This window comes from Croceicoccus gelatinilyticus, from assembly GCF_018398395.1.
Classification (GTDB): Bacteria; Pseudomonadota; Alphaproteobacteria; order Sphingomonadales; family Sphingomonadaceae; genus Croceicoccus; species Croceicoccus gelatinilyticus.
In genome coordinates, this window is the sequence record NZ_JAHCBF010000001.1 from 508,434 (window position 1) to 534,599 (window position 26,166).

Here is a 26,166-nt window from a genome sequence, read left to right on the forward strand (position 1 = left end):
AAAGACATGGACGGCTTTCCGATCCTTTCGCTGATGCTGCTGGTACCGCTGGTCGGTGCTGCCATCTGTTTCTTCGTCCCGGCCCAGACGGCGCGCATGGTCGCGCTCGTCGCGACGCTGGTCGATCTGGCGCTGGGCGTGGTCCTGTGGGCCAGCTTCGACATCGGCGGCGCGCAGTGGCAGTTCGTCGAGCGGGCAGAGCTTTTCGCTGGCTTCTCCTACGCGCTGGGCATCGACGGCATCGCGCTGATGCTGATCATGCTGTCGGTCTTCCTGATGCCGATCTGTATCGGGGCGAGCTGGAATTCGGTGACCAAGCGCGTCGGCGAATACATGGCCGCCTTCCTGATGATGGAAACGCTGATGATCGGCGTGTTCGCAGCGCAGGACCTGTTCCTATTCTACATCTTCTTCGAAGCAGGCCTGATCCCGATGTACCTGATCATCGGCATATGGGGCGGCGACAACCGCATCTACGCTTCGTACAAGTTCTTCCTCTACACGCTGATCGGCTCGGTCCTGATGCTGATCGCGATGTTCTGGATGGTCCGCGAAGCGGGCACGACCGACATTCCGACGCTGATGGCAACCGACTTCCCGGCGGGGGCGCAGAACTGGCTCTGGCTGGCATTCTTCGCCAGCTTTGCGGTGAAGATGCCGATGTGGCCGGTCCACACCTGGCTGCCCGACGCGCACGTTCAGGCACCGACCGCCGGTTCGGTCATCCTGGCTGGCGTCCTGCTGAAGATGGGTGGCTACGGCTTCATCCGTTTCAGCCTGCCGATGTTCCCGGAGGCCTCGGCGAATCTTGCGTGGGTCGTTTTCACGATGTCGATGATCGCGGTGGTCTACACCTCGCTCGTCGCGCTGGTTCAGCACGACATGAAGAAGCTGATCGCCTATTCGTCAGTCGCCCACATGGCGATCGTGTGCATGGCACTGTTCAGCTTCAACGTGCAGGGCCTTGAAGGCTCGATGATCGTGATGCTGAGCCACGGGCTCGTCTCGGGCGCGCTGTTCCTTGCTGTCGGCGTGATCTACGATCGTCTGCACACCCGCGAGATCGACCGTTACGGCGGCCTTGCAATCAACATGCCGAAGTATTCGCTCTTCTTCCTGCTGTTCACGATGGCCTCGATCGGCCTTCCGGGCACCAGCGGTTTCGTTGGCGAATTCCTGTCGCTTGCGGGCGTCTACCAGATCTCCAGCTGGGTCGCGCTGATCGGCACGACCGGCATTATCCTTGGCGCTGCCTACATGCTCTACCTCTACCGCCGCGTGGCCTTTGGCGATCAGAAGAACGCTGACGCCGCTGCTATGCCCGATCTCGACAAGCGCGAATGGGCGATGATGCTTCCGCTTGCAGCCGCGGTGTTGTGGATGGGCGTCTATCCCGAAAGCTTCCTTGCGCCGATGCGCGCCGACATCGAATGGCTGGACCAGCGGCTTGCCGCTGCGGCACCGGCCGGTGACGCGCACTTGTCCGAACCCAATCCGGAGGCTGTTGCCGAGCATCACGGCGAAGAAGCCGCTGCGGAAGGAGGGTCGTACTGATGACCGATTTCTCCCAGTCGCTGGCGCTGATCGCCGCCGAGGAACTGCTGACCGTCGTCGGCCTCGTCCTGCTGCTTTGCGCGGCATGGATGGGCGACAAGGCATCGCGCCTGATCTCGATCGTTGCGGTTGCCGCACTGGTCGCTTGCGCCTTCATCGCCGCTCCCGCGCTGTGCGGCGGCCTGATGGGCCCGGAACGCGTGGCGTTCTCGGGCCAGTACACGGCTGACGCCTTCTCGGCCTTTGCCAAGCTGCTCATCTATGCCTCGGGCATTGCCTCGCTGATCGTTGCGCCGCGCTTCTTTGGCCGTGTCGGTGCGATGCGGGCCGAGTACCCGATCCTCGTCCTGTTCGCCGTCCTCGGCATGAACATGATGGTTTCGGCGACCGACTTCCTGTCGCTTTATATCGGCCTCGAACTGAACAGTCTTGCCGCATACGTGCTCGCCTCGTTCCTGCGTACGGACGAACGGTCTGCCGAAGCGGGTCTCAAGTACTTCGTGCTGGGCGCGCTGGCATCGGGTATCATCCTGTTCGGCATGAGCCTGACTTACGGCTTCACCGGCTCGACCAACTTCGCCGCCGTCGCGCTGGCGATGGACGGGACGCTGGCCACAGGCGCTCTCGTCGGCCTGATCTTCGTGCTCGCAGGTCTGGCCTTCAAGATCAGCGCCGTGCCGTTCCACATGTGGACGCCCGACGTTTACGAGGGCGCGCCGACGCCGGTGACGACCTTCTTCGCCACCGCGCCCAAGGTTGCCGCTCTCGCGCTTACCATGCGCGTTGCGCTGGGTGCTTTTGGCACGCAGGTCGATGCGTGGCAGCAGATCGTTATCTTCGTTTCGCTGGCCTCGATCGTAGTCGGTGCGCTGGGGGCGATCGGCCAGTCGAACATCAAGCGCCTGCTTGCCTATTCGTCGATCAACAACGTCGGCTTCCTGCTGATCGGCCTTGCCGCCGCCACGCAGGAAGGTGCGTCGGCCATGCTCGTCTATCTCGCGATCTACGTCGCGATGAGCGTTGCGGGCTTCGTCGTCGTGCTCATGCTGCGTGATGCCGAAGGGCGTCCGGTTGAGGCGATCGCCGACATGGCTGGCCTCTCGCGCACGCGTCCGGCACTGGCTTGGGCACTGGCCGCGGTCATGTTCAGCCTTGCCGGCATTCCGCCGCTGTTCGGCTTCTGGGGCAAGTTCGTGGTCTTCCAGGCCGCAGTGAACGCCGACCTCGTCGCGCTGGCGGCGATCGGTATCGCGGCCTCGGTCATCGGCGCGTTCTACTACCTCAAGGTCGTGAAGATTGTGTTCTTCGATGAACCGGCGAATGTGGTGGCAGAGGGCAGCGAAAGCGGCGTCGACGCGCTTGCGCACAAGGTCGTCCTGCTGATCGCTAGCCTGTTCATCTCGCCGCTTGGCTACCTTCTCACGCCCTGGCTGGGCGACCTTGCCGACAAGGCAGCGGCCGCCCTCTACTTCGTAGGCTAAGGGGCGCGCCGCATGACCAGCGGCCATCGCATCGAAACGGTCGAGCAGATTGGCTCGACCAATGCGGAACTTCTCCGCCGCCTCGCTTCGTGTGAGACGGCGGAAGAAGGCGCATGGCTTGTCGCTGACCGGCAGGGCGAAGGCAGGGGCCGACTGGGCCGCGAATGGTCAGACGGCGCGGGCAATTTCATGGGCTCGACGCTCGTGCACTTGCGCAGTTCCGATCCTGCTCCGCAGACGCTCGCGCTTGTCGCAGGCGTCGCGCTCTACGAGGCGATCTCGAAATTCATCGGCAACGCACAGGGGCTCCTGCTCAAGTGGCCGAATGACGTCCTGCTTGACGGGGCGAAGCTGGCGGGCATCCTGCTTGAGCGTTCTGGCGATGCAGTCGTGATCGGGATCGGCGTGAACCTGTTGAAGGCGCCCGATCTGCCTGACCGCGCAACGGCGGCACTCGCCTCACGCGGGCTGTCCGTGGATCGCGACGACTTCGCCGGTGAACTCGCGCATTGCCTGGCTTCGGAACTGTCGTCGTGGCGCAAATCGGGCCTTGCCGAGACGATCTCACGCTGGACGATCCGCGGCCCGCACATCGGTGCGCCGCTACGCTATCTCGGTGTGACCGATACGACCGAAGACGGCACTTTCGCCGGGATAGATCAGGACGGCGCGCTGATGATGCGCTTGGCCAACGGCACCATGCGTGTCATTCACGCGGGCGAAGTCTCACTGATAGGCGAAGAGGGAGCCTGACATGCTGCTGGCGTGCGACGTTGGAAACACGAACATCGTCTTCGCCCTCATGGAAGGTCGCGAAGTACGCACACGCTGGCGGATCGCCACCGATGCGCGCCGCACGGCCGACGAGTATGCCGTCTGGCTGATGCAGCTCTTCACCCTTGAAGGACTGACGTTCGAGGTTGTCGAGGAAGTCATCGTCTCGACCGTGGTCCCGCGCGCGCGGCACAATCTGCAGGTACTGGGCGAAAAATACTTCGGCAAAGCGCCGATCTTCGCGGGCGAAGGCGGGGCCGGTTGGGGTATTGCCATCGACGTGGACGAACCGGCGTCACTGGGCGCTGACCGTGCGGTAAACACGATCGCGGCGCATGACGGTCACCCCGAAGACCTTATCGTTATCGATTTCGGAACGGCGACGACATTTGACGTGGTCGACTTCAACGGCGCCTACAAAGGCGGCATCATTGCGCCGGGCATCAACCTCTCACTCGACGCTCTGGTAAGTGCCGCGGCCAAGTTGCCGCGCATCGCGATCGAGGCACCCACGGGCACCCAGACGCTGATCGGCCGCAATACCGAGGCGCAGATGCATATCGGCGTCTTCTGGGGCTATATCTCGATGATTGAGGGGCTGGTCTCTCGCCTCAAGGCAGAGATCGGACGGCCTGCGAAGGTAATCGCAACAGGCGGGCTTGCGCTACTTTTCGACAAGCATACCGATGCCTTTGACCAGATCGACGTCGACCTCACACTAAAGGGACTGGCAATTCTCGCCGAAAAAGCCTCTACACGCGGGCGATGACTCCAGAAAAAGAACTGCTTTTCCTCGCGCTCGGCGGGTCGGGCGAGATCGGCATGAACGTCAACCTCTACGGGGCGGACGGCAAATGGCTGATGGTCGACCTTGGCATGAGCTTTGCTGATCCCGGTTATCCGGGCGTGGACCTCGTCTTCGCCGACCTTGAATTCATCGAGGAACGCTCAGACGATCTGCTCGGAATTGTGCTTACCCATGCACATGAGGATCACATCGGCGCGGTTCCGTATTTTGCTGCCGACCTTGGCGTGCCGCTCTACGCGACACCGTTCACCGCCGAACTCGTCCTGCGCAAGCTGGAAGAGGCGGATCTGACCGAAGCGGTCGAACTGCATGTCATCGATCACCTCGATGAATTTACGCCAGGCGGGGAGGGGCCTTTCAAGGTTCGCTACGTCCCGCTCGCCCACTCGATTGCCGAGGGTAACGCCGTGTTGATCGATACGCCTTACGGGCGGGTCTTCCACACTGGTGACTGGAAGCTCGATGACGATCCGCAAATCGGTGAGCCTAGCACGCCCGAGGAGCTGAGCGAGATCGGCGACGGGGGTGTTCTCGCGCTCGTCTGCGATTCCACCAATGTCTTCAACCCGGAGCCTTCGGGTTCCGAAGGGGCGGTCAGGCTCGCTCTCGATACCGAGATTGCGCGGCACAGCGGCAAGCGGGTTCTGGTGACCACGTTTGCCTCGAACGTCGCCCGACTTCAGACGCTGGGGCAGGTCGCCAAGGAAACCGGCCGCCAGCTTTGCGTTGCCGGCCGTTCGCTCGACCGCATCATCGCTGTGGCCAAGGACAACGGCTACCTTCAGAACTTCCCCGAGACCGTCGATTTCGACACCGCCATGCGCCTGCCGCGCGGCGATGTCCTGATCATCGCCACCGGCGGTCAGGGCGAACCGCGTGCCGCGCTGGCCCGTATCGCCTCGGAATCGCATCCGCTCGAACTCGACAAGGGCGACGTCGTTCTCTTTTCGAGCCGCCAGATTCCGGGTAACGAGCTACAGATCGGTCGCATCATGAACCAGCTGGCCGAGCGCGAGATCAAGATCGTGACCGACCGTCATGAACTGATCCACGTTTCCGGCCATCCGGGGCGTCCCGAATTGGAAGCACTCTATTCGTGGCTGCGGCCTGAAGTGCTCGTGCCGGTGCACGGCGAAGTGCGTCACATGCGCGAGCAGGCCAAGGTCGGCGCAGAGGCGGGCATTCCATCGCGAGTGTTCCAGAAGAACGGCGACATCGTGCGCCTTGCGCCGGGCAAGCCGGGCAAGATCGGCGAGACACGCACCGGGCGCCTTGTGCTCGACGGCGACATCATCGTGCCCGCCGATGGCGAGACGATTGTCGAGCGTCGTCGCCTTTCGCATAATGGCCATATCGTGGTGACCCTCCCGCCCGAAGTTTCGAAGGCTGACCCGATCATTCTACCTATCGGGTTGCCGTTGGACGAGGACGGGGCGGATTTCATTGCCGAGGCACAGGAAGACTTGTCCAAGGCCGTCAAACGGCTGAAGGGCGGACGCACGAAGGACCGCGATGCGGTTCATGAAGCAGTCCGGCTCGCTGTAAGGCGTGCGGCACGGCGCTGGTCGGGCAAGAACCCGCAAGTGACCGTGCAGGATTTCGACTAGGAGTTTGAACGATGCAGTGGACCTCGGTCCTTGCGATCTACCTGCTGTTCTGGGTGATGAGCGCGTTTATCGTCATGCCCTTCGGCATCCGAACGCACCGCGAGGCGGGTGAGGCACTGGTGCCCGGCCAGGCCGATTCCGCACCCAGCAACTTTCGCCCCGGCCGCGTCGCCGTACGTGCGACGATCCTTGCGGCAATCCTATGCGCGCTGTTCTACGCCAATTACGTCAACGGCTGGATCACTGTCGCCGATCTGAACTTCATCCACCCTCCGGAAGAGATCGTGGAAGAACAGATCTGGATGCGCGAAACCGCGAACGACTGAATGCCCGCGCTTAGCGGCGCAGGCGTTCGATCGCCTGCGCCAGCGCGACGTAGAGCTTGCCCATATCCGACGACAGCACCGTCACCGCCAGCGAATTGCCTTCGCGGGTGGCGAGCAGGTTGCGCAGCATGGCCTCGAAGTCGTGGATGTAACGGTTCACGTGTTCGCGGAACTCTTCCTCGGCTTCGTAATGCTCGACGATGTGCTTGGCATCGCCGGAATCGATCAGGCGCACTGCGCGGCGGGTAAAGATGCCGCGCTCACCCTTCAGATAGGCCTGCCATGACGCCTCGCTGACTTCGGCAGACAGGACCTTGTCGATGTCGATCGCGGTCGAGTTGAGCGATTCGGTGATCTGCGAGACGCGGCGAGCGAAGTGATCGTCGATGTCTTCTTCGGCACGCTGGCGCGCAGCGACGATGCGGGCTTCGAGGTGTCCGGTAATCTCGTCGACACGGCCAAGTTGTTCGCGCAGTTCGGCAGCGGCTTCGCGTGCGGCCTCGGTCGCCTTGCTGACGGCGGTGTCGAGCCCTTCGAGCGCATCGCTGGTGCTTTCGCGCAGGGCTTCGGTGACGACGATGCCGCTTTCCTTGGCCAGCTTCTCCGCAATCGAGCGGACGGCGTCGGACGAAGTGCCTTCGATGTTGGCAACGGCCTCGCGGCTAGCCTCGGCAAGACGCGCGATCGCGCCGTTGAGCGTGGCCTCGGCAGCGGTCGCCATGGCTTCGCTGTCCGCACGCGCCTGCGAAAGCGTTTCGCGCAAGTCGCCAAGCTGGGTCGCATGAGCCGAACCGCGTTCATGCAGGGTGTCATGCAGCCCCTCGATCTCGGCAAGGGCGGAGCGGGTAGTCTCGCGCGTCGTGTCGACGGCGCGGCCAAGATCTTCCCCACGTTCCCCGGCTTGGGCGAGCATGAGGCGCATGGCTTCGATCCGGCCCGTCACATCGTCGAGGCGGCCTTCGGCTTCCGATAGCGCGCCAGGCAGTGCCTCGCGCGTGTGACGCGAACTTGCCTCGATCAGTTCGAGCAGGCGTACCGAACTGTCGGTCAGGCCGAGGATGGCGGTGTCCGTACCTGCCAGTGCCTCGCGGCTTGCAGTCAGCTTTTCCGAGAGAGTGTTGAGACCGTTGACGATGGCCTGCTCTGCCTCGCGGCCCTGTCCGGCTGCGGCATCCATGCGCGAGCCGTAGTCGCCAAGCTGGTCGGCAATACGCTGGGCGTGGCGGCCAAGCGCTTCGGTCGCTTCGAGATGGCGGGCGCGGCGGGCTTCGAACTCGTCGTCGAACTGGACCAGCAGGTCCTGCAACTTGCCCGAGAGATCGCGGCCCGCTTCCTCGTGCCGTTCGCGGCGTTCGGTAAGCTGGCGGTCGAGTTCGGCCAGTTCGTCGGCATAGCCTTCCGCCAGTTCGCGTGCCGCGTCGCGGCTGTGTGTACGGCGGCGGGCGATCTCGCTATCGAGCGCATCGAGCGCGGTGCGCAGGCATTCCGACATGAGCGACGCGGCTTCGCGTCCGCGTTCCTCGCGAATCTCGATCTCCCCGTCGAGCGAGGTGAGTGCGGTCGCAACGCCGGTCGTCATCGCGCGGCCAGCTTCCTCGCCGCGTTGCGCACGCTGCGCGATTTCTTCATCGAGCGATGCGAGGGTCGAAGTGATGCGGGCGGCCAGGGCATGGCTCTGCTGTTCGCCGCGTTCGCTACGGGCGTCGATCTGCGCATCGAGGCGGGCGAGGGCTTCGCCGATCTTTTCTGCCAGAATTCGGCTCGTTTCCTCACCCCGGGCAACGCGTTCCTGAATGCCGGTGTCGAGCTGAGCGAATGTCGACGCCAGTTCCTCCACCAGTGCGCGGCTTGCTTGCGCGCCGCGGACACGGCGGGCCTCAATCTCGCTATCGAGCCCTGCGACAAGTGCGGAGAGACGTTCGGCAATCCCGCGGTTGGCGTCTTCGCTCTTGGCGTAGCGCTCCTCGATCTCGGTATCGAGCGTTTCGCCCTGACGGCGCAGGTCACCGTTGAGGCGGCTGATTTCGGACGACAGGGCAGCAACGCGCGCACCTGCGGCGTCCAGCGCTTCTGCGGAATTGTTGTCGAGTTGCGTGAACAGCGCGCGAGCATCGCTCTCGATCACGGCGATACGGTCGCGCCAGCCGTCGATCGCGCCGGTCTCGCCGCTCTTCAGGCGTTCGCCAAGGTCATCGGCGTCGGTTTCCAGCGTCGAAAGGCGCTCGCGCAGCGACTTGAGGGCGAAACCCTCTGCCTCGGCCAGCTTTCCGCGCGTGCTTTCCAGCATACCTTCAAGATCGTCCGCCCGCTTGCGCACGGCGGCGAGCGCGGCAATTTCCTGCTCGTCCATGCGTTCGCGAAGGGCCGCACCCTCGGCGTCGAGCGCTTCGAAGCGGTCCTTGGCGATCTGGCCGAGTTGTTCGGCGCAGCGATTGAATTCGCCCAGAACGTCGTTCACGCGTTCGCGCATCGCGTCGACCTTGAGCGTGCTGGCCTCGCCCGCCTCTCCGATCTTGCCAAAGCCTTCGGACAGACGCTCAAGCTGCGCACTCGCGCCCTGTCCGGCCTGTCCGATGTTGTTGGTGAGGTCGCGGGTTGCGTTGGTCACGACGGGAAGCTGACCGCGCAGCTTCTCCATGTTTTCCAGCGCAGCGGTGCTGACGGTCTGCAAACGGTCGACGCGTTCGGAATTGTCCGAAATCAGCGCCTCTAGCTTGTTCGCGCTTTCGCCAAGGCGTTCGCTGGCGATACGGCCAAGCGCCTCGAGGTCGCGGCCCTGTGCAATGATGAACTCGCGCGCGATGCTCAGTTCCGAGTTTACGTGGCCGAGCCGATCTTCAAGCGCGGCGGATTCGGCGCGAAGGCTGGCGGCGGCGTCGGCAAAGCGTCCGGCCTCGACCCGGCTGTGGCGCATGGCCAGCATCCAGAGCGTGACGACGAGTGCGGCAGGCATGGCCCACTGTGCAAGCAGGGCAGTCCATTCGCTGGGCGTCGATCCTGACAAGATTGCGGCCTGGTTGGCCCACCCGAAGAATGCAGTCCATGCGATCAAGACGACAGCGCCGATAGCAGGGACGATCCAGGCGAGATTGCGGGTCCGGACCGGTTCTTCGTACCAGTCCTCGCTTGCCGAGTACTCCTCTTCGATCGGTGCGGTTTCCGCCTCGACCGTTTCCACGAATTCTTCTTCGCTGCCCTGTCCGCCGAAGGGGACGATGTTCCGCCGCTTTGTCATGGCGTATGACTAACACCGAATGAACGCGCGCGCACGCGTGAAATGACCCGTTTTCCCCCGTGTCATCCACGGTTTTCCGAGGGTTAGGAACAATCCCCCTGTCCCGTCTTGCAGAGCGGCGCAGGGCGATCCATGAACCGTGCTGGAACTCGATAGCGAACGAGCTGCCCGGACCGATCTGGCAGCACAGGGGCCAAGACACTTGCGAATTGCCGTACTTTCCATGCTGGAGCCGCTGGCCGTCGACGGGCTGCTGACGCGTGCCGGATTGCGCGTGGGCGGACAAACCGTCGTCGAACGTCAGCTGGAACTGGCCCAGGCGACAGGCGTGCAACGGATACTCCTGCTTGCGGACAGGCGGGCAGTTGGCCTCGACGAACTTGTCGCATTGGCCGGCGAAATGAAGCTGGAAGCACGGGTCATCGCCGATGCTCCCGCGCTCTGTTCCGAAGTGACGGCGGCGGACGAACTCGTCGTATTCGGCGATGCGCTGCTGGCGGATCCGGTGTTGGCCGTTCCGCTATTGAAGCAGTCCGGCATCGCGACGCTTCCGGTGAAAGAAGGGCTTGAGGCCGGTTTTGAGCGAATCGACGCCGAACTCGCCTGGGGCGGCATTCTTGTCATTCCCGGCGCTTTGGCCGAGCGGCTTCGCCAGTTGCCGCGCGATTGCGATGTCGCGTCTTCGCTTCTGCGGATTGCCCTTATGGCCGGCGTTACGCAGCGGCCGGTCGATCCGCAGGCGCTGCCCGACAGGCGCTGGGTCATCGTGCGGAGCGAAACAGAGGGGCAGGCTATCGAGGCACACCGTTTGCGCCTCAGCCTTACCGAAGCGCGCGGCAAGACGCCCGGTGCCAAGCTTGCAAGCCTTATCGTCGGTAAATTCGGCAATCGCCTGTTCGAGGCGGATCGGTCGGCTATCCTCGTGTGGTGGGCTGCGATCCTGCCAGCCGCTGCAGCCGTGGCCCTGGCAGGGTTCGCGATGTTCGCGGCGGCTTTCTTCGCGGTAGCAGTGACATGGCTGGTCGTGCGCGGCGCAATTATCCTCGACAAGGCGGAGCGGCAGGGGCGTATCGATGCGGCCATGCCGGACCGGCGGCCGGTAATCGTGCATCTCGCCATCGACCTGCTCCTTCTGGTGGTTCTGGCACTGGCGCTGACCGGCTGGATCGAGGGCGAAAGGCTTGGCGCACTCGGGCCGTGGTTCGTATCGACCGTTTTCGTCTGCCTTGTCCGCATTGGAGCAGTGCTTTTCCCGGTCCCCCACGCACGTCCCTTCTTCGAGGACAGGGGGACACAGTGTGTCGTACTGGGGCTGGCCGTTCTTGCCGGTTGGACGGCGCCGATTGTCATGGCAGTGTCGATGGCTGTCATGGCCGGGTGGGCGGCATTTGTGACATTCCGCGCGAATCACGTGACAAGATAACGCGGCTTTAACCATGGGGTGTTAGTCCGTTCGCATGGGTGAACTGGAAAAGGCCACGGGCCTACAATCAGTTATGCGGGTTGAGCTGAAGCGGGGCGACCGCGTTCTCGGCGCGCGCGGCGTTGTCTTGCGTCAACTGATCGCGACCGAGGACCGCTCCATGTTCAGCGATGCGATCGTCGCTCGCGTGCGCGGAATGGCCGAAGATCTGGCTCGTCAGGTCGGTTACAAACTGGCGCAGGCGGCGGGTGAGCGCGATCCGCGCGGGTGGGCCAATTCGATCACGGAGCCGCTTTCGGGCGCTCTGATCGACGAACCTGTCATTGTCGATCACCTCCATTCGATTGCCCTTGAATGGCAACTTACCGAATCCATGCAGCGCCGCGCAGGTGTCGATCCCGCGCTTTCGCCGCTGCTTCAGGCGCTGATCGGCGCGGACGATCCGACCAGTTCGGCGCTTGCGATGGACCTTCTGACTTCGCAGGCAGCCTTTGCGCGGCATCAGCAGCGCATGAGCCTGCCGGTCAACGAACTTCCCGCAGAAGTGCTTCATTCGCTGCTCGAAACGCTGCGCCACGCGGTTGCCGGCGATCTTGCCTATGAGGCGCACGCGCGGAACACCGAACACGCGATCCGCGAGGGTTACGACGAATCCCAGTGCCGCATCTCGCTGGCCAACCGGCTGGTCGGCGCTCTGGGGGCAGGGGCCTTTGCCGCCCTGTCGATCACCCATGCAGGCGTTCCGGTATTCCTGTCGGCGCTGGCCGCGGCAACGGGCGATTCCCGAGATACCGTGGCCGTTGCGACGAGTGAGAGCCAGCTTGCCCGCCTTGCCCTGTCGCTGCGCGCGGCAGGCCTTGGCGACCGCGAGATCGAGCGCGAGTTCTACGCCATCCACCCCGAGATCACACTTCCCGAAGGCTTCGGACGCTTGCAGGGCGGCGACGCCCGTGCTCTGCTGACGGGGCAAGGGGTATCGGACAATGTCAGGGGCTGAAGCCATCACCGAGACGGCAGCGGTCGAACCGCTGATCGCGCGCAGCGATGCGGCGGACCGTCTCGTCGTGGCTGATGGCCCGCTGGCCGAAATGCAACTGGCCTGCGGTGGTGAAATCCCGGGCTTGATTGCCGCACCGAGCCTGCTTGAACTGGTCCGCAAATCGCGCGGTTTCGGTATGAAACTGGGGCGGCCGCTGGTCATGCGGCACAGCGAGGGAAGCCTCGAAGGCTGGGCCGAAGTCGAGCCTGATGGCGAAGGCTGCTCGATCCGCTTGTCCGACTGGCAGCAGACCAGCCACTGCACGGGCAGCGGTAATGGAGAGGCGACTCGCCTCGCGGTCGAGAATTTGTTGGCCGAAGGCGTGGTCTGGCTGGACGAAGGACAGCGTGTGGTCGCTGTAGAGAGCCAGGCGGCAGATCTGGCCCCACTGGTCGGGCAGGCGCGCGTGATGCGGGGGCAGCACTGGACGGGTCTTTTCGACTTTTCCGGTCACGATTCCGGCACGCCGCCGATTTGGCAGGCGCGCAGCGGCATGACTGTGCGGATCGCCGGCTCTTCGCGGGAATGGCACTTGCTGCTTGCTTCGGCCAATGTCGGTTTCCAGCTGCTTCTCCGCCCGGTTAGCGAGAACGAGTACGAGACCGAGGAAACCGACCTGCTTCCGCCGAACCTGCTTGGCGATGAATTGGCCCCGGCGATGCGTAATCCGGTGGCACGGATCATCCGTCAGGCCGAGGCGATCCGAGACAGATTGGCGGGTCCGCTACCGGCGGAATACCGCGAATATGCGCTCGACATGGTCAATGCGGGACGCCACCTCGGCGAACTTGCAGATGATCTTGGCGATGCCGAAGCGATAGAGCACGGAACGATCGCTATTTTCGCCGAACCTGTCGTCGTTTCGGATGTTGCGGAGATCGTTTGCCGCTTGCTTCAGGTGCGCGCCGATGCACGCTCGGTGACGTTTGAGCTGTCTAACAGCGATGCGGTTGCCATGGCGGATCGAAAGCGGGTGACGCAGATCCTGCTCAATATTGTTGGAAACGCGATTAGCTACGGCCCCGAAGGCGGGCGCATTGCGGTCGATATCGGGCGCAACGGCGTGAACGTCGTCGTTTCGGTCACGGACGAGGGCGAGAGCCTGTCTGCCGAGGAATTCATCCGCATGTTCGACAAGTTCGAACGGCTTGGCCGTAGCGGCGATGGTGGAAGCGGGCTGGGCCTCTACATCGCGCTGATGCTTGCCCGCGCGATGGGCGGTGACCTTGAAGGTTCGACCGGCGAGGGTGGCGGCAATCGCTTCACCCTGACGCTTCCCTCCGTTTAATTCCTTGGCCCGCGATTGCGGGTCAGCCAGATCAGCAGCAATCCGGCGCCAGCGGCAATCACGCCGTAAGTGGCCCATTCTTTTTCGCCGAGCATAAAGCTTTCGGCAGGCCACATGACGAGGCCCAAGCCCTGGAGAGTCCAGAGCATTCCGGAAAGAAAAAGGGCGACGCCGAAGATCCTGATGAGGAGTTTCGGCATCGCCCTGATCCTTACCTGTCAGCCGTTCAGCGCTTGTCGAACGGGACGTAGTCGCGCTGCGTCGGGCCGGTGTAAAGCTGACGCGGACGACCGATGCGCTGTGCGGGATCGGAGATCATTTCGTTCCACTGCGCGACCCAGCCGACGGTGCGGGCAAGGGCGAAGAGCGCGGTGAACATCGTGGTCGGGAAGCCGATCGCCGAAAGGATGACGCCCGAGTAGAAGTCGACGTTCGGGAAGAGCTTCTTCTCGACGAAGTAGTCGTCGTTGAGAGCCATTTCTTCCAGCTGAAGCGCGACTTCGAAGACCGGGTCGTTGACCTTGAGCGCGTCGAAAACCTCGCGAACGGTCTTCTGCATGACGGTCGCGCGCGGGTCGTAGTTCTTGTAGACGCGGTGGCCGAAGCCCATCAGGCGGAACGGATCGTCCTTGTTCTTCGCGCGTGCGATGTACTCGGGGATACGCTCCGGACGGCCGATTTCCTGCAGCATGTTGAGAGCCGCTTCGTTCGCGCCGCCGTGAGCCGGACCCCACAGGCAGGCAATGCCGGCCGCGATGCAAGCAAACGGGTTCGCGCCCGACGAACCTGCAAGACGCACGGTTGAGGTCGAGGCATTCTGTTCGTGGTCGGCGTGAAGGATGAAGATACGGTCCATCGCCTTTTCGACAGCCGGGATCACTTCGTATTCTTCCGCCGGCACGCCGAAGGTCATGCGCAGGAAGTTGCCGGTGTAGCTCAGCGAGTTGTCCGGATAGAGGAAGGGCTGACCGATCGAGTACTTGTAGGCCATGGCCGCGATCGTCGGCATCTTGGCGATCAGGCGGTGCGAGCTGATCTTGCGGTGCTCGGGATCGGAGATGTCGGTGCTGTCGTGATAAAACGCCGAAAGCGCGCCAACGATACCGCACATGATGGCCATCGGGTGGGCGTCACGGCGGAAGCCCTGATAGAAGCCGCGCAGCTGATCATGCAGCATGGTGTGGCGGCTGATGGTGTAGGTGAAGTTGTCGTATTCGTCCGTGCTGGGCAGTTCGCCGTTCAGCAGGAGATAGGCGACTTCCATGAAGCTGGAGTTTTCAGCCAGCTGGCCGATCGGGTAACCGCGGTGGAGAAGGACGCCTTCTTCGCCGTCGATGTAGGTCAGGCCGGAATCGCAGCTCGCCGTCGAGGTAAAGCCCGGGTCGTACGTGAACATACCCGACTTGCCGTAAAGCTTGCCGATGTCGACGACATCGGGGCCGATCGTCCCGCTCTTGACGGGAAATTCGTATTCGCCGCCCCCGGCGTTCAGCTTCGCCATGTTGTCAGCCACTACTCTGCCTCCATTACGTTAATTGGCTACCGCGCCGTCCGCCTTTGCCGCGTCGGTTGCCTGTGCGTCTATACGCGCCAGGCTCTCGTCGCGTCCAAGAAGAACGAGCACGTCGAAAATTCCAGGTGATGTCGCTTGACCGGTCAGCGCCGCACGAAGCGGCTGTGCCAGCTTGCCGAGCCCGAGTTCGCGCTCCTCCGCCATCGCCTTGAGTTCCGTTTCGAGCTGCTCGCTAGTCCAATCTGAACCAGCTTTCAACTTTTCGGAGATTTCACCGAGCAACGCGCGGGCATCGTCGGTGAGAAGCTTTTCCGCCTTCTCGTCCATGGGAAGCGGACGCTGACGGAACAGGAATAGGGCGCCTGCCGCCAGTTCGTCGAGATCCTTGGCGCGCGCCTTCAAAGAGGGCATCGCCTCGACCAGCACAGCCATGTGCCTGTCGGCATCGAAAGCGGGTTCCAGCTTTGCAATGCGCGGTGCAACGAGTTCTGCCAGACGGGCATCGTCGGCTTCGCGAATGTACTGACCGTTCATGTTGGCCAGCTTCTTGAAGTCGAAGCGCGACGCGCTTTTGCCGACGGCGGGCAGGTCGAAGAACTCGATCGCCTCGTCGATGGTGAAGAATTCCTGGTCGCCGTGGCCCCAGCCAAGCCGCAGCAGGTAGTTCACGACCGCTTCGGGCAGAAGGCCAAGCTCGTCGCGATAGGCATCGACGCCCATCGCGCCGTGGCGCTTGGAAAGCTTGGCGCCGTCGGCGCCGTGGATCAACGGGATGTGCGCATAAACCGGCTCTTCCCAGCCGCCCTCGATCTCCTGCATCGCCTTGTAGATCGGCAACTGCCGGAAAGCGTTGTTCAGGTGATCGTCGCCGCGAATGACGTGCGTGACACCCATGTCGTGATCGTCGACCACGACCGCCAGCATATAGGTCGGCGTGCCGTCAGAACGCAGCAGGATGTAATCGTCGATCTCGACATTCTTGACCTTCACGCGGCCCTGAACCGCATCCTCGATCACGGTCTCGCCGCCGGTCGGCGTCTTGAGGCGTACGACATAGGGCGCGCCTTCGGGCGCCTCTGACGGGTCGCGATCGCGCCAGCGGCCGTCGTAACGCATGGGCTGCTTGTTGGCGCGCTGTTCGGCCCGCATCGCTTCCAGTTCTTCGGCCGTGGCGAAACACTTGTAGGCGAAACCGGCGTCGAGCAGCATGTGCGCGACCTCGGCATGGCGTTCGGCCTGCGCGGACTGGAAAACCGGAGCCTCGTCATAATCGAAGCCGAGCCAGTTCAGCCCGTCGAGAATCGCGTCGATCGCTTCCTGGGTGGAGCGGGCGCGGTCGGTATCTTCGATACGAAGCAGTGCCTTGCCGCCGAAATGACGCGCATAGAGCCAGTTGAACAGCGCGGTACGTGCGCCGCCGATGTGCAGGAATCCCGTGGGAGAAGGCGCGAAACGGGTGACAACCGGGCGCTGGGCGTCGTTCGCGCCGTTGCCTTCCGCTGCCGAACCGCTTGCCATATTGCCTTGTTTCCTTTCAATAATGTCCGGGAGGGGCCGCAGACGGGGGAACGGCAAGACATGACAGGTGATGTCGCCATTCCGGTCGCGGATGGGGCACCAGATCGGGCCCCGCCACCTTCGCAGGTGCGGCAATGGGGAAGGTTGCGCGATTTGTCCAGTCTCCGATGGGTTGAAACGGCCCTTGGGACGCGACAGTTCGAAAAGATGCCGTGGCTTGCTGCTGCGATGCTGGTCGGAATTCTTGCGTGGTACGGCCTACTGTCGCCTGGCGAATGGCTTGTTTTTCTGGGGCTTTGCGGTCTGGCGGCAGCATTTTCTCTGCTCGCTTTGGATGAAGAGACCTATCCTTTTGTTCGGGCGGCTATCGTGTCGCTGGCGCTGATGATGGCGGCAGGTCTGCTGATCGCCTGGGCGCGCTCCACGCTGATTGGTACTCCGCCGATCGGGCGGCCGATGGTCAGTGAAATGACGGTGCGAGTTCTGGAACGCGACGACGCGGCCCGGGAGAGAAGCGCGCGGATCCTGGTTTCGACGCGTGAGGCGACCGGAGAGCCGATCAGGGCTCGCGTGACAGTGCCGGAGGAATACGACCTTCCGGCCATCGCGCCAGGCGCGCTCTTGCGGATGCGGATCAGGCTGATACCGCCATCGCGCGCGGTTGCGCCCGGTGGATATGACTACGCCAGGACTGCCTGGTTCGAAGGCGTGTCGGCAACCGGTTCGGTAATGTCGGATGTGGAGGTGTTCGAACAACCGAGAGACCGTAGCAAGTCGACTTTGCGTTCCGATCTTCATGATCTTGTCCTGCATCGGATCGACGAGGGCGGGGCAGCCGGTATTGCGGCAACCCTTGTCTCTGGCGATCGATCGGCCATCGCCGAACCTGATGCAGAAGCCATGCGGAATGCGGGCATGGCGCACCTCTTGTCGATCAGCGGCCTTCACGTCGGGGCGGTGATCGGTGTCGTCTGGTTCGTCAGCCTGCGATTGCTGGCTTTGTGGCCGGCGCTTGCGCTGCGCCTCCCTCTTCCTTTCGTTGCATCTGGGGCAGGGGCGTTTGCTGGTATTGGCTACACTCTTTTGACCGGGGCTGCCTTGCCGACTGTCAGGGCCTGTATCGCGGCACTTCTCGTTTTGGCCGCTATAGCTTTGGGCCGGCAAGCGTTGTCGATGCGGCTCGTGGCGATCGCAGCGATCGTGGTCATGCTTTTCTGGCCAGAGGCAGTTGTTGGCGCGAGCTTTCAATTGAGCTTCGCAGCAGTCATCGCGATCGTCGCATTTCACAATTGCGCCCCTGTGGCGCGGTTTCGAAAGGCTGGCCGCGACTTGGCTTGGCCACGACGCATATTACGTCATGCCTTTCTGCTGTTCCTGACTGGCCTTGTAATCGAGCTGAGCCTGCTCCCGATCGTCTTGATGCACTTTCACAAGGCGGGACTATATGGTGCGGCCGCTAATCTGTTCGCCATTCCGCTGACCACGCTCGTCGTAATGCCGATGTTGGGCCTTTCCTTACTGCTCGAAGGGCTCGACATTGGGGCGCCTGCATGGTCAATGACCGCGATTGCGGCCGACTGGTTGCTCAAGATCGCTCACGTCACGTCGAATGCGGCAGGCTCGGTCAAGTTATCGCCGATGGTGCCGACCTGGCTTGTCCTGTTCATTGCGGCCAGTGCCCTCTGGTTGGCATTCTGGAGCGGTAGGATGCGCCTGCTCGGCGTTCCAGGCATGGTCCTTGGCTTGTCTGTACTACTTGCTTTGTCCCCTCCCGATATGATCGTGGCGGGAAGCGGCCGACAGGTGGTGATCACAAAAGACAGACATTCTTACTGGCTGAGGCCGCAAGAGAGCTTCGAAAGCGATAGGCTTCTCGAACTCACCGGTAACGCTGTCATTTCCGACCATCATGACGAGGGCAAATCGGAGCGCCGGATTCACCAATTTCCCGAAGCAGTCTGCAACGACGCGTTTTGCAGGATCAGCGCGGACCGCGGAACGGAGATCCTGATCGGAAGCGGGCGGGTTTATGCCGAACCCAGCGAACTGGCCCAGGCCTGCGCCGCCAGCGACATCGTGATCGCGGAAAATGCTTTACCGGACCGTTGTGAGCCCAAGTGGCTCAAACTGGACGGGAGGACTTTGTCCCGAAGGGGCGGGGCGGCGATCGATTTCGATGCGCGAGTGGTCAGCTACGTACGCCCCGCCGGGGACGCTCACGGTTGGTAAGGCGTGTGCGGCTACTTAATGATAACGGCGCAGAAGGCCTGCAAGACGTCCCTGAACCTGCACTTCGTTGGCGGCGTAGACTTGCGGTTCGTAAGCCGCATTGGCCGGATCTAGACGAACCATTTTGCCCTCACGATGCAGGTATTTCAGCGTCGCCTCTTCCCCGCGGACGAGCGCCACGATGATCTCACCATCGCGGGCGACGTCGGTCTTGCGAACAAGGGCGAAATCGCCATCGAAAATCCCGGCCTCGACCATGGAGTCGCCTGACACCTCGAGCGCGTAATGTTCGCCCGATCCCAGAAGAGCTGCCGGAACTGGCAGGGTCTGACTATCTTCAAGCGCTTCTATCGGCACACCGGCCGCGATCCGGCCGTGCAGCGGAATCTCGATCACGTCGTTGGCCGGGGCCGGAGCGGGAGGTGCCTTTGCCTTAGGCATCTCCACGACGTTCGACGGAACCGGCCGGGCCGAGCCACTGACATCGTCAGGCTGTCGCAGGATTTCCAGAGCGCGCGCCCGGTTGGGCAGGCGGCGAATGAAGCCGCGTTCCTCAAGCGCCGAGATAAGCCGGTGCACGCCCGACTTCGACTTTAGGTCGAGCGCTTCCTTCATCTCTTCAAACGAGGGAGAGATGCCCGATTCCTCGAGCCTGCGCTGAATGAACAGGAGCAATTCGTGTTGCTTGCGGGTGAGCATGACCTGATCCCTTATTCGCCGTTCTATCGTGAACGAATAAGGAACAATTAGAAAACAAAGTTAGTCCCGTCAAGCGGGCGACTTATCCGATGCGGATAAATTGAATTTCGGTTCCTGCACATGCGGCTTTGCTGAAAGGCGCGCGAAAAATCAGCGCATCGGCCCGGGCCAAGGGCAGCAATGCTCCGCTGTCCTGTACACTGACCGGCTCGACACCATCGTGCTTCTGTGTTGCTCTCAGGAACTCTGCCCGTTTCCCCGTCGAAGGAAGGTCCGACAGCACCCTTGCAATCGAGTAGGTTGGCAGCGCTCTGGAGGCCCCCAGCAGGGCTCGCACGAAGGGCAGGGCGAACAGATGTGCCGTGACGAAACTGGAAACTGGATTGCCGGGAAGGCCGATAATCGTCTGGTCGCCGCGCTGTCCGACCATGATCGGCTTGCCGGGCTTCATGGCGACGCTCCAAAAGTCGAGCGCCGCACCGACTTTCTCAAGAGCAGGGCGCATCAGATCGTGATCTCCGACTGATGCACCGCCGCTGGTGACGATCAGGTCGGCGTCCCTTGCACTCTCCAAGGTCGCGACAATAGTTTCGAGATCATCCGGAACCGGTCCTGCAAGCGTAACGTCGCAAGGCATCACTGACAGCAAAGCGCAAAGCATCGGTCCATTGCTGGCCGGGATCTGCCCGTCAACAAGCGGATCGCCGGCGGCGACAAGCTCATCGCCGCTGTCGATGACCACGATCTTGGGCTTTCGGAAGACCGGTAGCTTTGCGTACCCGCTGCTGATGGCGAGTGCGAGTGCTGCGGGTGTCACCTTCGCACCGGCGTGAAGAACCTCGGCTCCCTCCTCGAAGTCCAATCCTCGTTGCCGGACATGGCGGCCGAGTGGGCTCGGCGGCTCTCCGTGGAAGGACAACGTGGTCCCGTCAACCGTACAGTCCTCTTGCACTACAACCATGTCGGAGCCTTGAGGAAGAATTGCTCCGGTAGAAATGCGGGCAGCCTCACTGGCTTCCACCGCGACATGTGCCGGATGGCCAGCCGCGCTTTCGCCGATCACTTTCCACGGGCCTGGCATATCGGCCTGGCGTACGGCCCAGCCATCCATCGCGGAGAGGGGGTATGCAGGCTGCGTGCGCAGCGCGGGAAGGGGGCTGGCAAGGTAGCGGTTCAGCGCATCTGCGACTGGCACCGTCTCGACTTCGCCCGGTTTGACTAGCGCGAGGAGTCGCTCCTGCGCATCTTCCAGCGCGAGAAGTGGCTTCAAAGCTCTAGGTCCTCGTAACCTTGCGCGCGCCACCGGCCTGACTTGCCGCCATCCTTGGCGATCACGCGAATGTCGCCGATTACCATGGACTTGTCGATCGCCTTGGCCATGTCATAGATTGTGAGAAGTGCCACGGAAGTCGCTGTTATTGCTTCCATTTCGACGCCAGTCTTTGCGGACAGCGCAGCCGTGGCGGTGGCGCTGATTGCACCGTCTTCGAAACCGAAATCGATCGATACGCTGTCGAGCCCAAGCGGATGGCAAAGCGGTATCAATTCGCCTGTCCGCTTTGCCGCCATGATGCCCGCGATGCGCGCCGTGGCGAGTACGTCGCCTTTCTTGACCAGACCGTCACGGATCGCGTTGAGGGCCTTAGCGGACATCGTGATCTTGCCGGTTGCGACCGCTATCCGGCGGGTGACCTGCTTCGCGCCCACGTCGACCATGCGGGCGGCACCGTCTTCATCGAGATGGGTCAGGCTGCTCACTACGCGCTGGCCTTGCCAGTCAGCAGGTTTCGTGTGGCGCTTTCGACGTCGGCCTGCCGCATGAGGCTTTCGCCGACGAGGAACGTGCGTACACCGTGGGCGGCCAGACGCTCGCAATCGGAGTGGCTGTTGATCCCGCTTTCGCCCACCAGCAGCGACCCTTCGGGCGCGAGCGGGGCGAGGCGTTCGGTATTGGCCAGATCAGTGACGAACGTCCGAAGATCGCGGTTGTTGACACCGATGAGGCGCGACTTGAGCCGCGCTGCGCGCTCCATCTCGATCTCGTCGTGAACCTCGACGAGGACATCCATGCCGCGTTCGATGGCCGCAGCCTCGATCTCGGCCATCTGGGCGTCCGCAAGTGCAGCGACGATGATCAGGATTGCGTCCGCCCCGATCGAGCGGGCTTCCGCGACCTGCCAGGGATCGACCATGAAATCTTTGCGTAGCACCGGAAGGGTGCAGGCCTTGCGGGCGGCGAGCAGGTAATCCTCGTGCCCCTGGAAATAGGGTGCATCGGTCAGGACCGAGAGACAGGTCGCCCCGCCAGCAGCGTAGTCGCGTGCGTGGTTTTCAGGATTGAAATCCTCTCGGATCAATCCCTTGGAAGGCGAAGCTCGCTTGATTTCTGCGATCAGGCCGAAGCCCGTTGCAGATGCCTCGCGCAGGCGCGCCTCGAACCCGCGGACCGGTTCGCGCGCCAGTTCGGCGGCTTCGAGATCGGCCAGCGAGAACTTCGCCTTGCGCTCGGCGACTTCACCACGCTTGGTGTCGCAAATCTCGATAAGCTTGTTGGGTGCCGTCATGCCAGCCTTCATGCCTTGACCGTGGCGATCCAGCAATCGAGCAGCGCCTTCGCCAGCCCCTTGTCGATCACTTCGCCCGCTTCTTCGGCGCCCGATGCCAGATCATCCGCTTCGCCCGCCAGCCACAGGGCAGCAGCGGAATTGAGCACGACCGCATCGCGGTAGGCCCCCGTTTCGCCCATGAGCAGACGGCGCAGAGCATCTGCATTGTATTCGGGATCTCCGCCCTTGATCGCGTCCAGCGAATGCGCGGGAAGGCCCGCATCGCCTGGCGACAATTCGGCAGGAACGTCGATGCCGATGCCTTCGATGCGCGTCGGGCCAGCGATCGACATTTCGTCGAGGCCTTCCATGCCCGAGACGACCAGCGCCCGCTCGGTCCCGAGGAGGCGCATCGCCTCTGCATAGAGCGGCACGAGGTCGGGGCTGGCCACACCGACAAGCTGGCGCTTGACACCTGCCGGATTGGCAAGCGGTCCGGTCAGGTTGAAAATCGTGCGCCGTCCCAGCGACTTGCGGATCGGGGCGATGCGGGCAAGTGCCGGGTGGTGCGACTGCGCAAAGAGGAATGCGATGCCTAGATCGGGCAGCGTTTCTTCCGCCTTGATCCCGGCGCGCGCAAGGTCGAGACCCAACGTTTCGAGCGTATCAGCACCGCCAGCCTTGCTGGAGGCGGCGCGATTGCCGTGCTTGGCCACCGGCACGCCGCAAGCCGCGACGACAAGCGCCACCGCGGTCGAAACGTTGAGGCTGTGCTGTCCGTCGCCCCCGGTGCCGCATACGTCGATCGCGTTGTCAGGAGCCGCGATCGTCAGCATCCGGGCCCGCATTGCGCGGACGGCTCCGGCGATTTCCTCAGCCGTTTCGCCGCGCTCAGCCAGTTCAACCAGAAGGCCCGCAATCGCCTCGTCGGTCATCTGGCCGTCGAGCATCTGCCCGAACAGAGCCTCGGTTTCTGTCATCGAGTAGCTCATGCCGGCACCTTTGCGTCGATGCCGCAGATCTTAAGGAAGTTGGCGAGCAGCGCATGGCCATGTTCTGTCGCGATGCTTTCCGGATGGAACTGGACGCCATGGATCGGCAATTCGGCATGGCGGAAGCCCATCGCATGGGTGCCGTCTTCGCCGGGGCGCGGCGTTGTCGCGTTCACCAGCAGGCTGGCGGGGATGTCTTCTACCACCAGCGAGTGATAGCGCGTCGCGAGATAGGGCGAGGGGATGCCCTCGAAAACGCCGGTATTGTCGTGGTCGACGGGGCTGGTCTTGCCGTGCATCAGGCCGCCCTGGACGACCTTGCCGCCGAAATACTGGCCGATCGATTGGTGGCCAAGGCAGACGCCCAGCAGGGGCTTGCCCGCATCGGCGCAGGCTCCGACCAGATCGAGGCTGATGCCTGCCTCGTTCGGTGTGCAAGGGCCGGGCGAGAGCAGGAAGCCTTCGGCACCCGTGGCAATAGCCTCGGCCGCAGTCATCGCGTCGTTACGCACGACGTCGACCTTGGCACCCATTTCCATCAGGTAGTGGACGAGGTTCCAAGTGAAGCTGTCGTAATTGTCGATGACGAGGATCATGCATCGCCCCCGGCGAATTGGTCGGTAGCGCGGACCAGACCGTCGATGATACCCGGCTCGCTTGCCGAGTGACCGGCATCGGGCACGATCCACAACTCCGCCTCGGGCCAGGCCTTCTTAACTTCCCAAGCCGAAGTCGGCGGAGTGCAGATGTCGTAGCGGCCTTGGACCATCACGGTCGGAATGTGGCGGATGCGGTCAATATTGGCGAGCAGCTGACCTTCTTCCAGATAGAACCGGTCGCGGAAGAACCGCACGCAGATGCGCGCGAAGGGGAGTGCCTTCGAAGGATCGGCGAATTCCTCAAGCAAGTCGGGGTTTGGCAGAAGGGTCGCGACATTGGCTTCCCAAAGCGACCATTCACGGGCGGCAGCCAGGGCTACGGCTTCGTCATCGCTATTGAGGCGGCGTTCGTAGGCGGTGACCAGATCGCCGCGTTCGTCCTCGGGGATGAGGCCGGTGAAGGCGTCCCACTGTTCGGGCATGATCTCGCTCGCGCCCCGGCCATAGAGCCATTCGTCCTCTTTCTCGCGGGCAAGGAAAATGCCGCGCAGGACGAGTTCGGTCACGCGTTCGGGATGGGCCTGCGCATAGGCGAGCGCGAGGGTCGAGCCCCAGCTTCCGCCGAATGCCTGCCATGCCTCGTGCCCGCACATTTCGCGCAAGGCCTCGATATCGGCGACGATGCGCCAGGTATCGTTGTTCTCGATCTCGGCAAAGGGCTTCGACTTGCCGCAGCCGCGCTGGTCGAACAGCAGCACGTCATAGCGCGCCGGGTCCCACTGGCGGCGATGGCTGGGCGACATTCCGCCGCCGGGTCCGCCGTGAAGGAATACCGCAGGCTTCGCGCCGGGCGTGCCGACACGCTCGTAATAGAGCGAATGGCCTTCGCCCACGTCCAGCCAGCCGCTCTCGTAAGGCTCGATTTCCGGGTAGAGAGTGCGTCGTTCGGTCATATCCGTCATGATCCTACTGGCCGTAACCCGGCTCGCGCGCGACGCGAAGCGCCTCGCGCGCTGCGGCGACGAGGGCGCCGGCCTTGGCCTCGCACTCACGCTGCTCGTAGGCGGGATCGCTGTCCGCGACGATACCGGCACCGGCTTGCACGTGCATCGTGCCGTCCTTCACCAGCGCCGTGCGCAGGACGATGCAGCTGTCGACCGAACCGTCGGGCGAGAAATAGCCGACGCCGCCTGCATAGGCACCGCGGGTTTCCGGCTCCAGCTCGGCGATGATCTGGCAGGCGCGGACTTTGGGCGCGCCGCTGACGGTGCCCGCGGGGAAGCCTGCGAACAAGGCATCGATCGCATCGCGCGCCGGATCAAGCGCGCCGACCACGTTCGAGACGATGTGCATGACGTGGCTGTAGTTCTCGACCGTGTAGCTGTCGGTGACGCGCACGGTTCCGGCCTCTGCGACGCGGCCCACGTCGTTGCGGCCAAGGTCGAGGAGCATGAGGTGCTCGGCCCGTTCCTTGGGATCTTCGAGCAGGCTTTCGCGGTTCGCGCGGTCTTCTTCCGGCGTCTTGCCACGAGGGCGCGTGCCCGCGATCGGGCGGATCGTCACTTCGGGCTTGCCGTCGGCATCGTTGCGCACGCGCACGAGGATTTCGGGGCTCGACCCCGTCAGCGCAAAGCCCGGAAGATCGAGGAAATAGAGAAACGGCGACGGGTTCACACGGCGCAATGCGCGATAGAGATCGAGCGGAGGTAGCGGAAACGGCGTCGAAAACCGCTGGGCCAGCACGACCTGGAAGATGTCGCCTGCGGTGATGTAGTCCTTCGCCTTCAGCACCATCTCGCGGTAGCGGCCCGGCTCAAGGTTCGGGTTGAGCGCCGGTTCGGGCACGTCGTCGGGATAGGGCTGCGAAGGCAGGCGCGCCGCGCTCAGCCGCGCAAGGCAGTCGTCGATACGGCCGCGCGCCTTGGCAACAGCGTTGCTCGCAGCCTCATCGCCCGGCCAGACCGGTGCGACGCAGAACAGCGCGTCCTGAAGCCGGTCGAACACCAGAACCAGCGCGGGGCGCGTGAACAGCATGTCCGGCACGTCGAGCGGATTTGCCGGCGGGCGCGAGATCGTCTCCACCAGTCCGATAGTCTCGTACCCGAAATAACCGACGAGGCAGGCGAGGGCAGGGGGCAGGCCTTCGGGAATGTCGAAGCGGCATTCCTCGACCAGCGCACGCAACGAGGTCAGCGGGTCGCTGCCCGTGTCCTCGAACGTATCGCGATCGCGCCGCCACTGGCGGTTGATCTCGGCCTTCGTGCCTTGCGCGCGATAGACGAGATCGGGGTCGAGCCCGACGAGGCTGTATCGCCCGCGAACTTCACCGCCCTCGACCGATTCCAGCAGGAAATCACCGCGGCCCGGTTCGATCAGCTTTACCGCGGCGGCAACCGGCGTGTCGCAATCGGCAATGACCTTGCGCCACACGACGCCCGGACGCCCTGCGGCCAGTTCGCTCTCGGCCAGCCTGTCGCGGGTGGCCTCATCACTCAAAGCGGCGGCACTCAAAGCGGTAGGGGCCCCCATGCCGTT

The 26,166-nt window shown here is 63.2% G+C and carries 22 protein-coding genes; 10 read left to right on the forward strand and 12 right to left on the reverse strand.

The features are described from left to right. The first annotated feature begins 6 nt into the window (after positions 1-6). Genes KIH45_RS02745 through KIH45_RS02770 form a run of 6 tightly spaced genes read left to right on the forward strand, consistent with a single transcriptional unit; the run spans position 7 to position 6,550 of the window. A complete protein-coding gene (locus KIH45_RS02745; protein WP_213174437.1) occupies positions 7-1,554 on the forward strand; it encodes an NADH-quinone oxidoreductase subunit M in 1,548 nt (515 codons plus the stop codon). Continuing rightward, entirely contained in the window at positions 1,554-3,035 is a 1,482-nt protein-coding gene (gene nuoN / locus KIH45_RS02750) for an NADH-quinone oxidoreductase subunit NuoN (RefSeq protein ID WP_213174438.1), read from the forward strand. Before KIH45_RS02745 ends, nuoN begins: the two co-directional genes overlap by 1 nt. Positions 3,036-3,047: 12 nt before the next feature. Continuing rightward, the gene (locus KIH45_RS02755; RefSeq protein WP_213174439.1) at positions 3,048-3,788 is read left to right on the forward strand and encodes a biotin--[acetyl-CoA-carboxylase] ligase; all 741 of its coding nucleotides are present in this window, start codon (positions 3,048-3,050) and stop codon (positions 3,786-3,788) included. 1 nt (position 3,789) lies between these two features. After that, complete coding sequence (locus tag KIH45_RS02760; RefSeq protein ID WP_213174440.1) at positions 3,790-4,578, forward strand: type III pantothenate kinase; 789 nt, start codon at positions 3,790-3,792, stop codon at positions 4,576-4,578. After that, positions 4,575-6,224 carry a ribonuclease J gene (locus tag KIH45_RS02765; protein ID WP_213174441.1) on the forward strand — a complete coding sequence of 550 codons (1,650 nt, stop codon included), beginning with the start codon at positions 4,575-4,577 and terminating at the stop codon, positions 6,222-6,224. Before KIH45_RS02760 ends, KIH45_RS02765 begins: the two co-directional genes overlap by 4 nt. 11 nt (positions 6,225-6,235) lie before the next feature. Further along, positions 6,236-6,550 carry a DUF1467 family protein gene (locus tag KIH45_RS02770; RefSeq protein ID WP_213174442.1) on the forward strand — a complete coding sequence of 105 codons (315 nt, stop codon included), beginning with the start codon at positions 6,236-6,238 and terminating at the stop codon, positions 6,548-6,550. A 10-nt stretch (positions 6,551-6,560) separates the two neighbouring features. On the opposite strand, the gene KIH45_RS02775 is transcribed toward KIH45_RS02770, so the two are convergent. After that, positions 6,561-9,785 carry a hypothetical protein gene (locus KIH45_RS02775; RefSeq protein WP_213174443.1) on the reverse strand — a complete coding sequence of 1,075 codons (3,225 nt, stop codon included), beginning with the start codon at positions 9,783-9,785 and terminating at the stop codon, positions 6,561-6,563. Positions 9,786-9,924: 139 nt separating this feature from the next. Between KIH45_RS02775 and KIH45_RS02780 the strand changes: the two genes are divergently transcribed. From KIH45_RS02780 to KIH45_RS02790, 3 genes are read left to right on the forward strand one after another with little or no spacing between them, the layout of a single operon-like run. After that, on the forward strand, positions 9,925-11,208 hold the full coding sequence (locus tag KIH45_RS02780; protein ID WP_213174444.1) for a hypothetical protein: 1,284 nt from the start codon (positions 9,925-9,927) through the stop codon (positions 11,206-11,208). A 34-nt stretch (positions 11,209-11,242) separates the two neighbouring features. Next, a complete protein-coding gene (locus tag KIH45_RS02785) occupies positions 11,243-12,205 on the forward strand; it encodes a hypothetical protein (protein ID WP_213174445.1) in 963 nt (320 codons plus the stop codon). Next, positions 12,192-13,535: a sensor histidine kinase gene (locus KIH45_RS02790; RefSeq protein ID WP_213174446.1), complete on the forward strand. Its 1,344-nt coding sequence runs from the start codon at positions 12,192-12,194 to the stop codon at positions 13,533-13,535. Before KIH45_RS02785 ends, KIH45_RS02790 begins: the two co-directional genes overlap by 14 nt. Here KIH45_RS02790 and KIH45_RS02795 read toward each other — a convergent pair. From KIH45_RS02795 to gltX, 3 genes are read right to left on the reverse strand one after another with little or no spacing between them, the layout of a single operon-like run. Next, positions 13,532-13,735, reverse strand: coding sequence for a hypothetical protein (locus KIH45_RS02795; RefSeq protein ID WP_213174447.1), 204 nt, complete (start codon positions 13,733-13,735; stop codon positions 13,532-13,534). The genes KIH45_RS02790 and KIH45_RS02795 overlap by 4 nt on opposite strands. Positions 13,736-13,761: 26 nt before the next feature. Next, the gene (locus KIH45_RS02800) at positions 13,762-15,036 is read right to left on the reverse strand and encodes a citrate synthase (RefSeq protein ID WP_213174677.1); all 1,275 of its coding nucleotides are present in this window, start codon (positions 15,034-15,036) and stop codon (positions 13,762-13,764) included. 30 nt (positions 15,037-15,066) lie between these two features. Further along, positions 15,067-16,566: a glutamate--tRNA ligase gene (gene gltX / locus KIH45_RS02805; RefSeq protein WP_213174448.1), complete on the reverse strand. Its 1,500-nt coding sequence runs from the start codon at positions 16,564-16,566 to the stop codon at positions 15,067-15,069. Between the two features lie 228 nt (positions 16,567-16,794). Here gltX and KIH45_RS02810 point away from each other — a divergent pair, with 228 nt between their 5' ends. Continuing rightward, a complete protein-coding gene (locus KIH45_RS02810) occupies positions 16,795-18,795 on the forward strand; it encodes a ComEC/Rec2 family competence protein (protein ID WP_213174449.1) in 2,001 nt (666 codons plus the stop codon). Between the two features lie 15 nt (positions 18,796-18,810). Here KIH45_RS02810 and lexA read toward each other — a convergent pair whose 3' ends face one another. The 8 genes from lexA to trpE form a co-directional block, all read right to left on the reverse strand. After that, positions 18,811-19,494, reverse strand: coding sequence for a transcriptional repressor LexA (gene lexA / locus KIH45_RS02815; protein ID WP_213174450.1), 684 nt, complete (start codon positions 19,492-19,494; stop codon positions 18,811-18,813). Between the two features lie 82 nt (positions 19,495-19,576). Beyond that, positions 19,577-20,764: a molybdopterin molybdotransferase MoeA gene (locus KIH45_RS02820; RefSeq protein WP_213174451.1), complete on the reverse strand. Its 1,188-nt coding sequence runs from the start codon at positions 20,762-20,764 to the stop codon at positions 19,577-19,579. Continuing rightward, entirely contained in the window at positions 20,761-21,252 is a 492-nt protein-coding gene (gene moaC, locus KIH45_RS02825) for a cyclic pyranopterin monophosphate synthase MoaC (protein ID WP_213174452.1), read from the reverse strand. The genes KIH45_RS02820 and moaC overlap by 4 nt, the downstream gene beginning before the upstream one ends. After that, complete coding sequence (gene trpC, locus KIH45_RS02830; RefSeq protein WP_213174453.1) at positions 21,252-22,058, reverse strand: indole-3-glycerol phosphate synthase TrpC; 807 nt, start codon at positions 22,056-22,058, stop codon at positions 21,252-21,254. The genes moaC and trpC overlap by 1 nt, the downstream gene beginning before the upstream one ends. Positions 22,059-22,066: 8 nt before the next feature. Beyond that, positions 22,067-23,032: an anthranilate phosphoribosyltransferase gene (trpD, locus tag KIH45_RS02835; protein WP_213174454.1), complete on the reverse strand. Its 966-nt coding sequence runs from the start codon at positions 23,030-23,032 to the stop codon at positions 22,067-22,069. Further along, positions 23,029-23,628 carry an anthranilate synthase component II gene (locus tag KIH45_RS02840; RefSeq protein ID WP_213174455.1) on the reverse strand — a complete coding sequence of 200 codons (600 nt, stop codon included), beginning with the start codon at positions 23,626-23,628 and terminating at the stop codon, positions 23,029-23,031. Before KIH45_RS02840 ends, trpD begins: the two co-directional genes overlap by 4 nt. Next, positions 23,625-24,584 (reverse strand): prolyl aminopeptidase, encoded by a 960-nt coding sequence (gene pip, locus KIH45_RS02845; protein ID WP_213174678.1) that lies wholly within the window; start codon positions 24,582-24,584, stop codon positions 23,625-23,627. Before pip ends, KIH45_RS02840 begins: the two co-directional genes overlap by 4 nt. A gap of 13 nt (positions 24,585-24,597) precedes the next feature. Beyond that, a complete protein-coding gene (trpE, locus tag KIH45_RS02850; RefSeq protein WP_225899592.1) occupies positions 24,598-26,127 on the reverse strand; it encodes an anthranilate synthase component I in 1,530 nt (509 codons plus the stop codon). Positions 26,128-26,166: the final 39 nt, after the last annotated feature.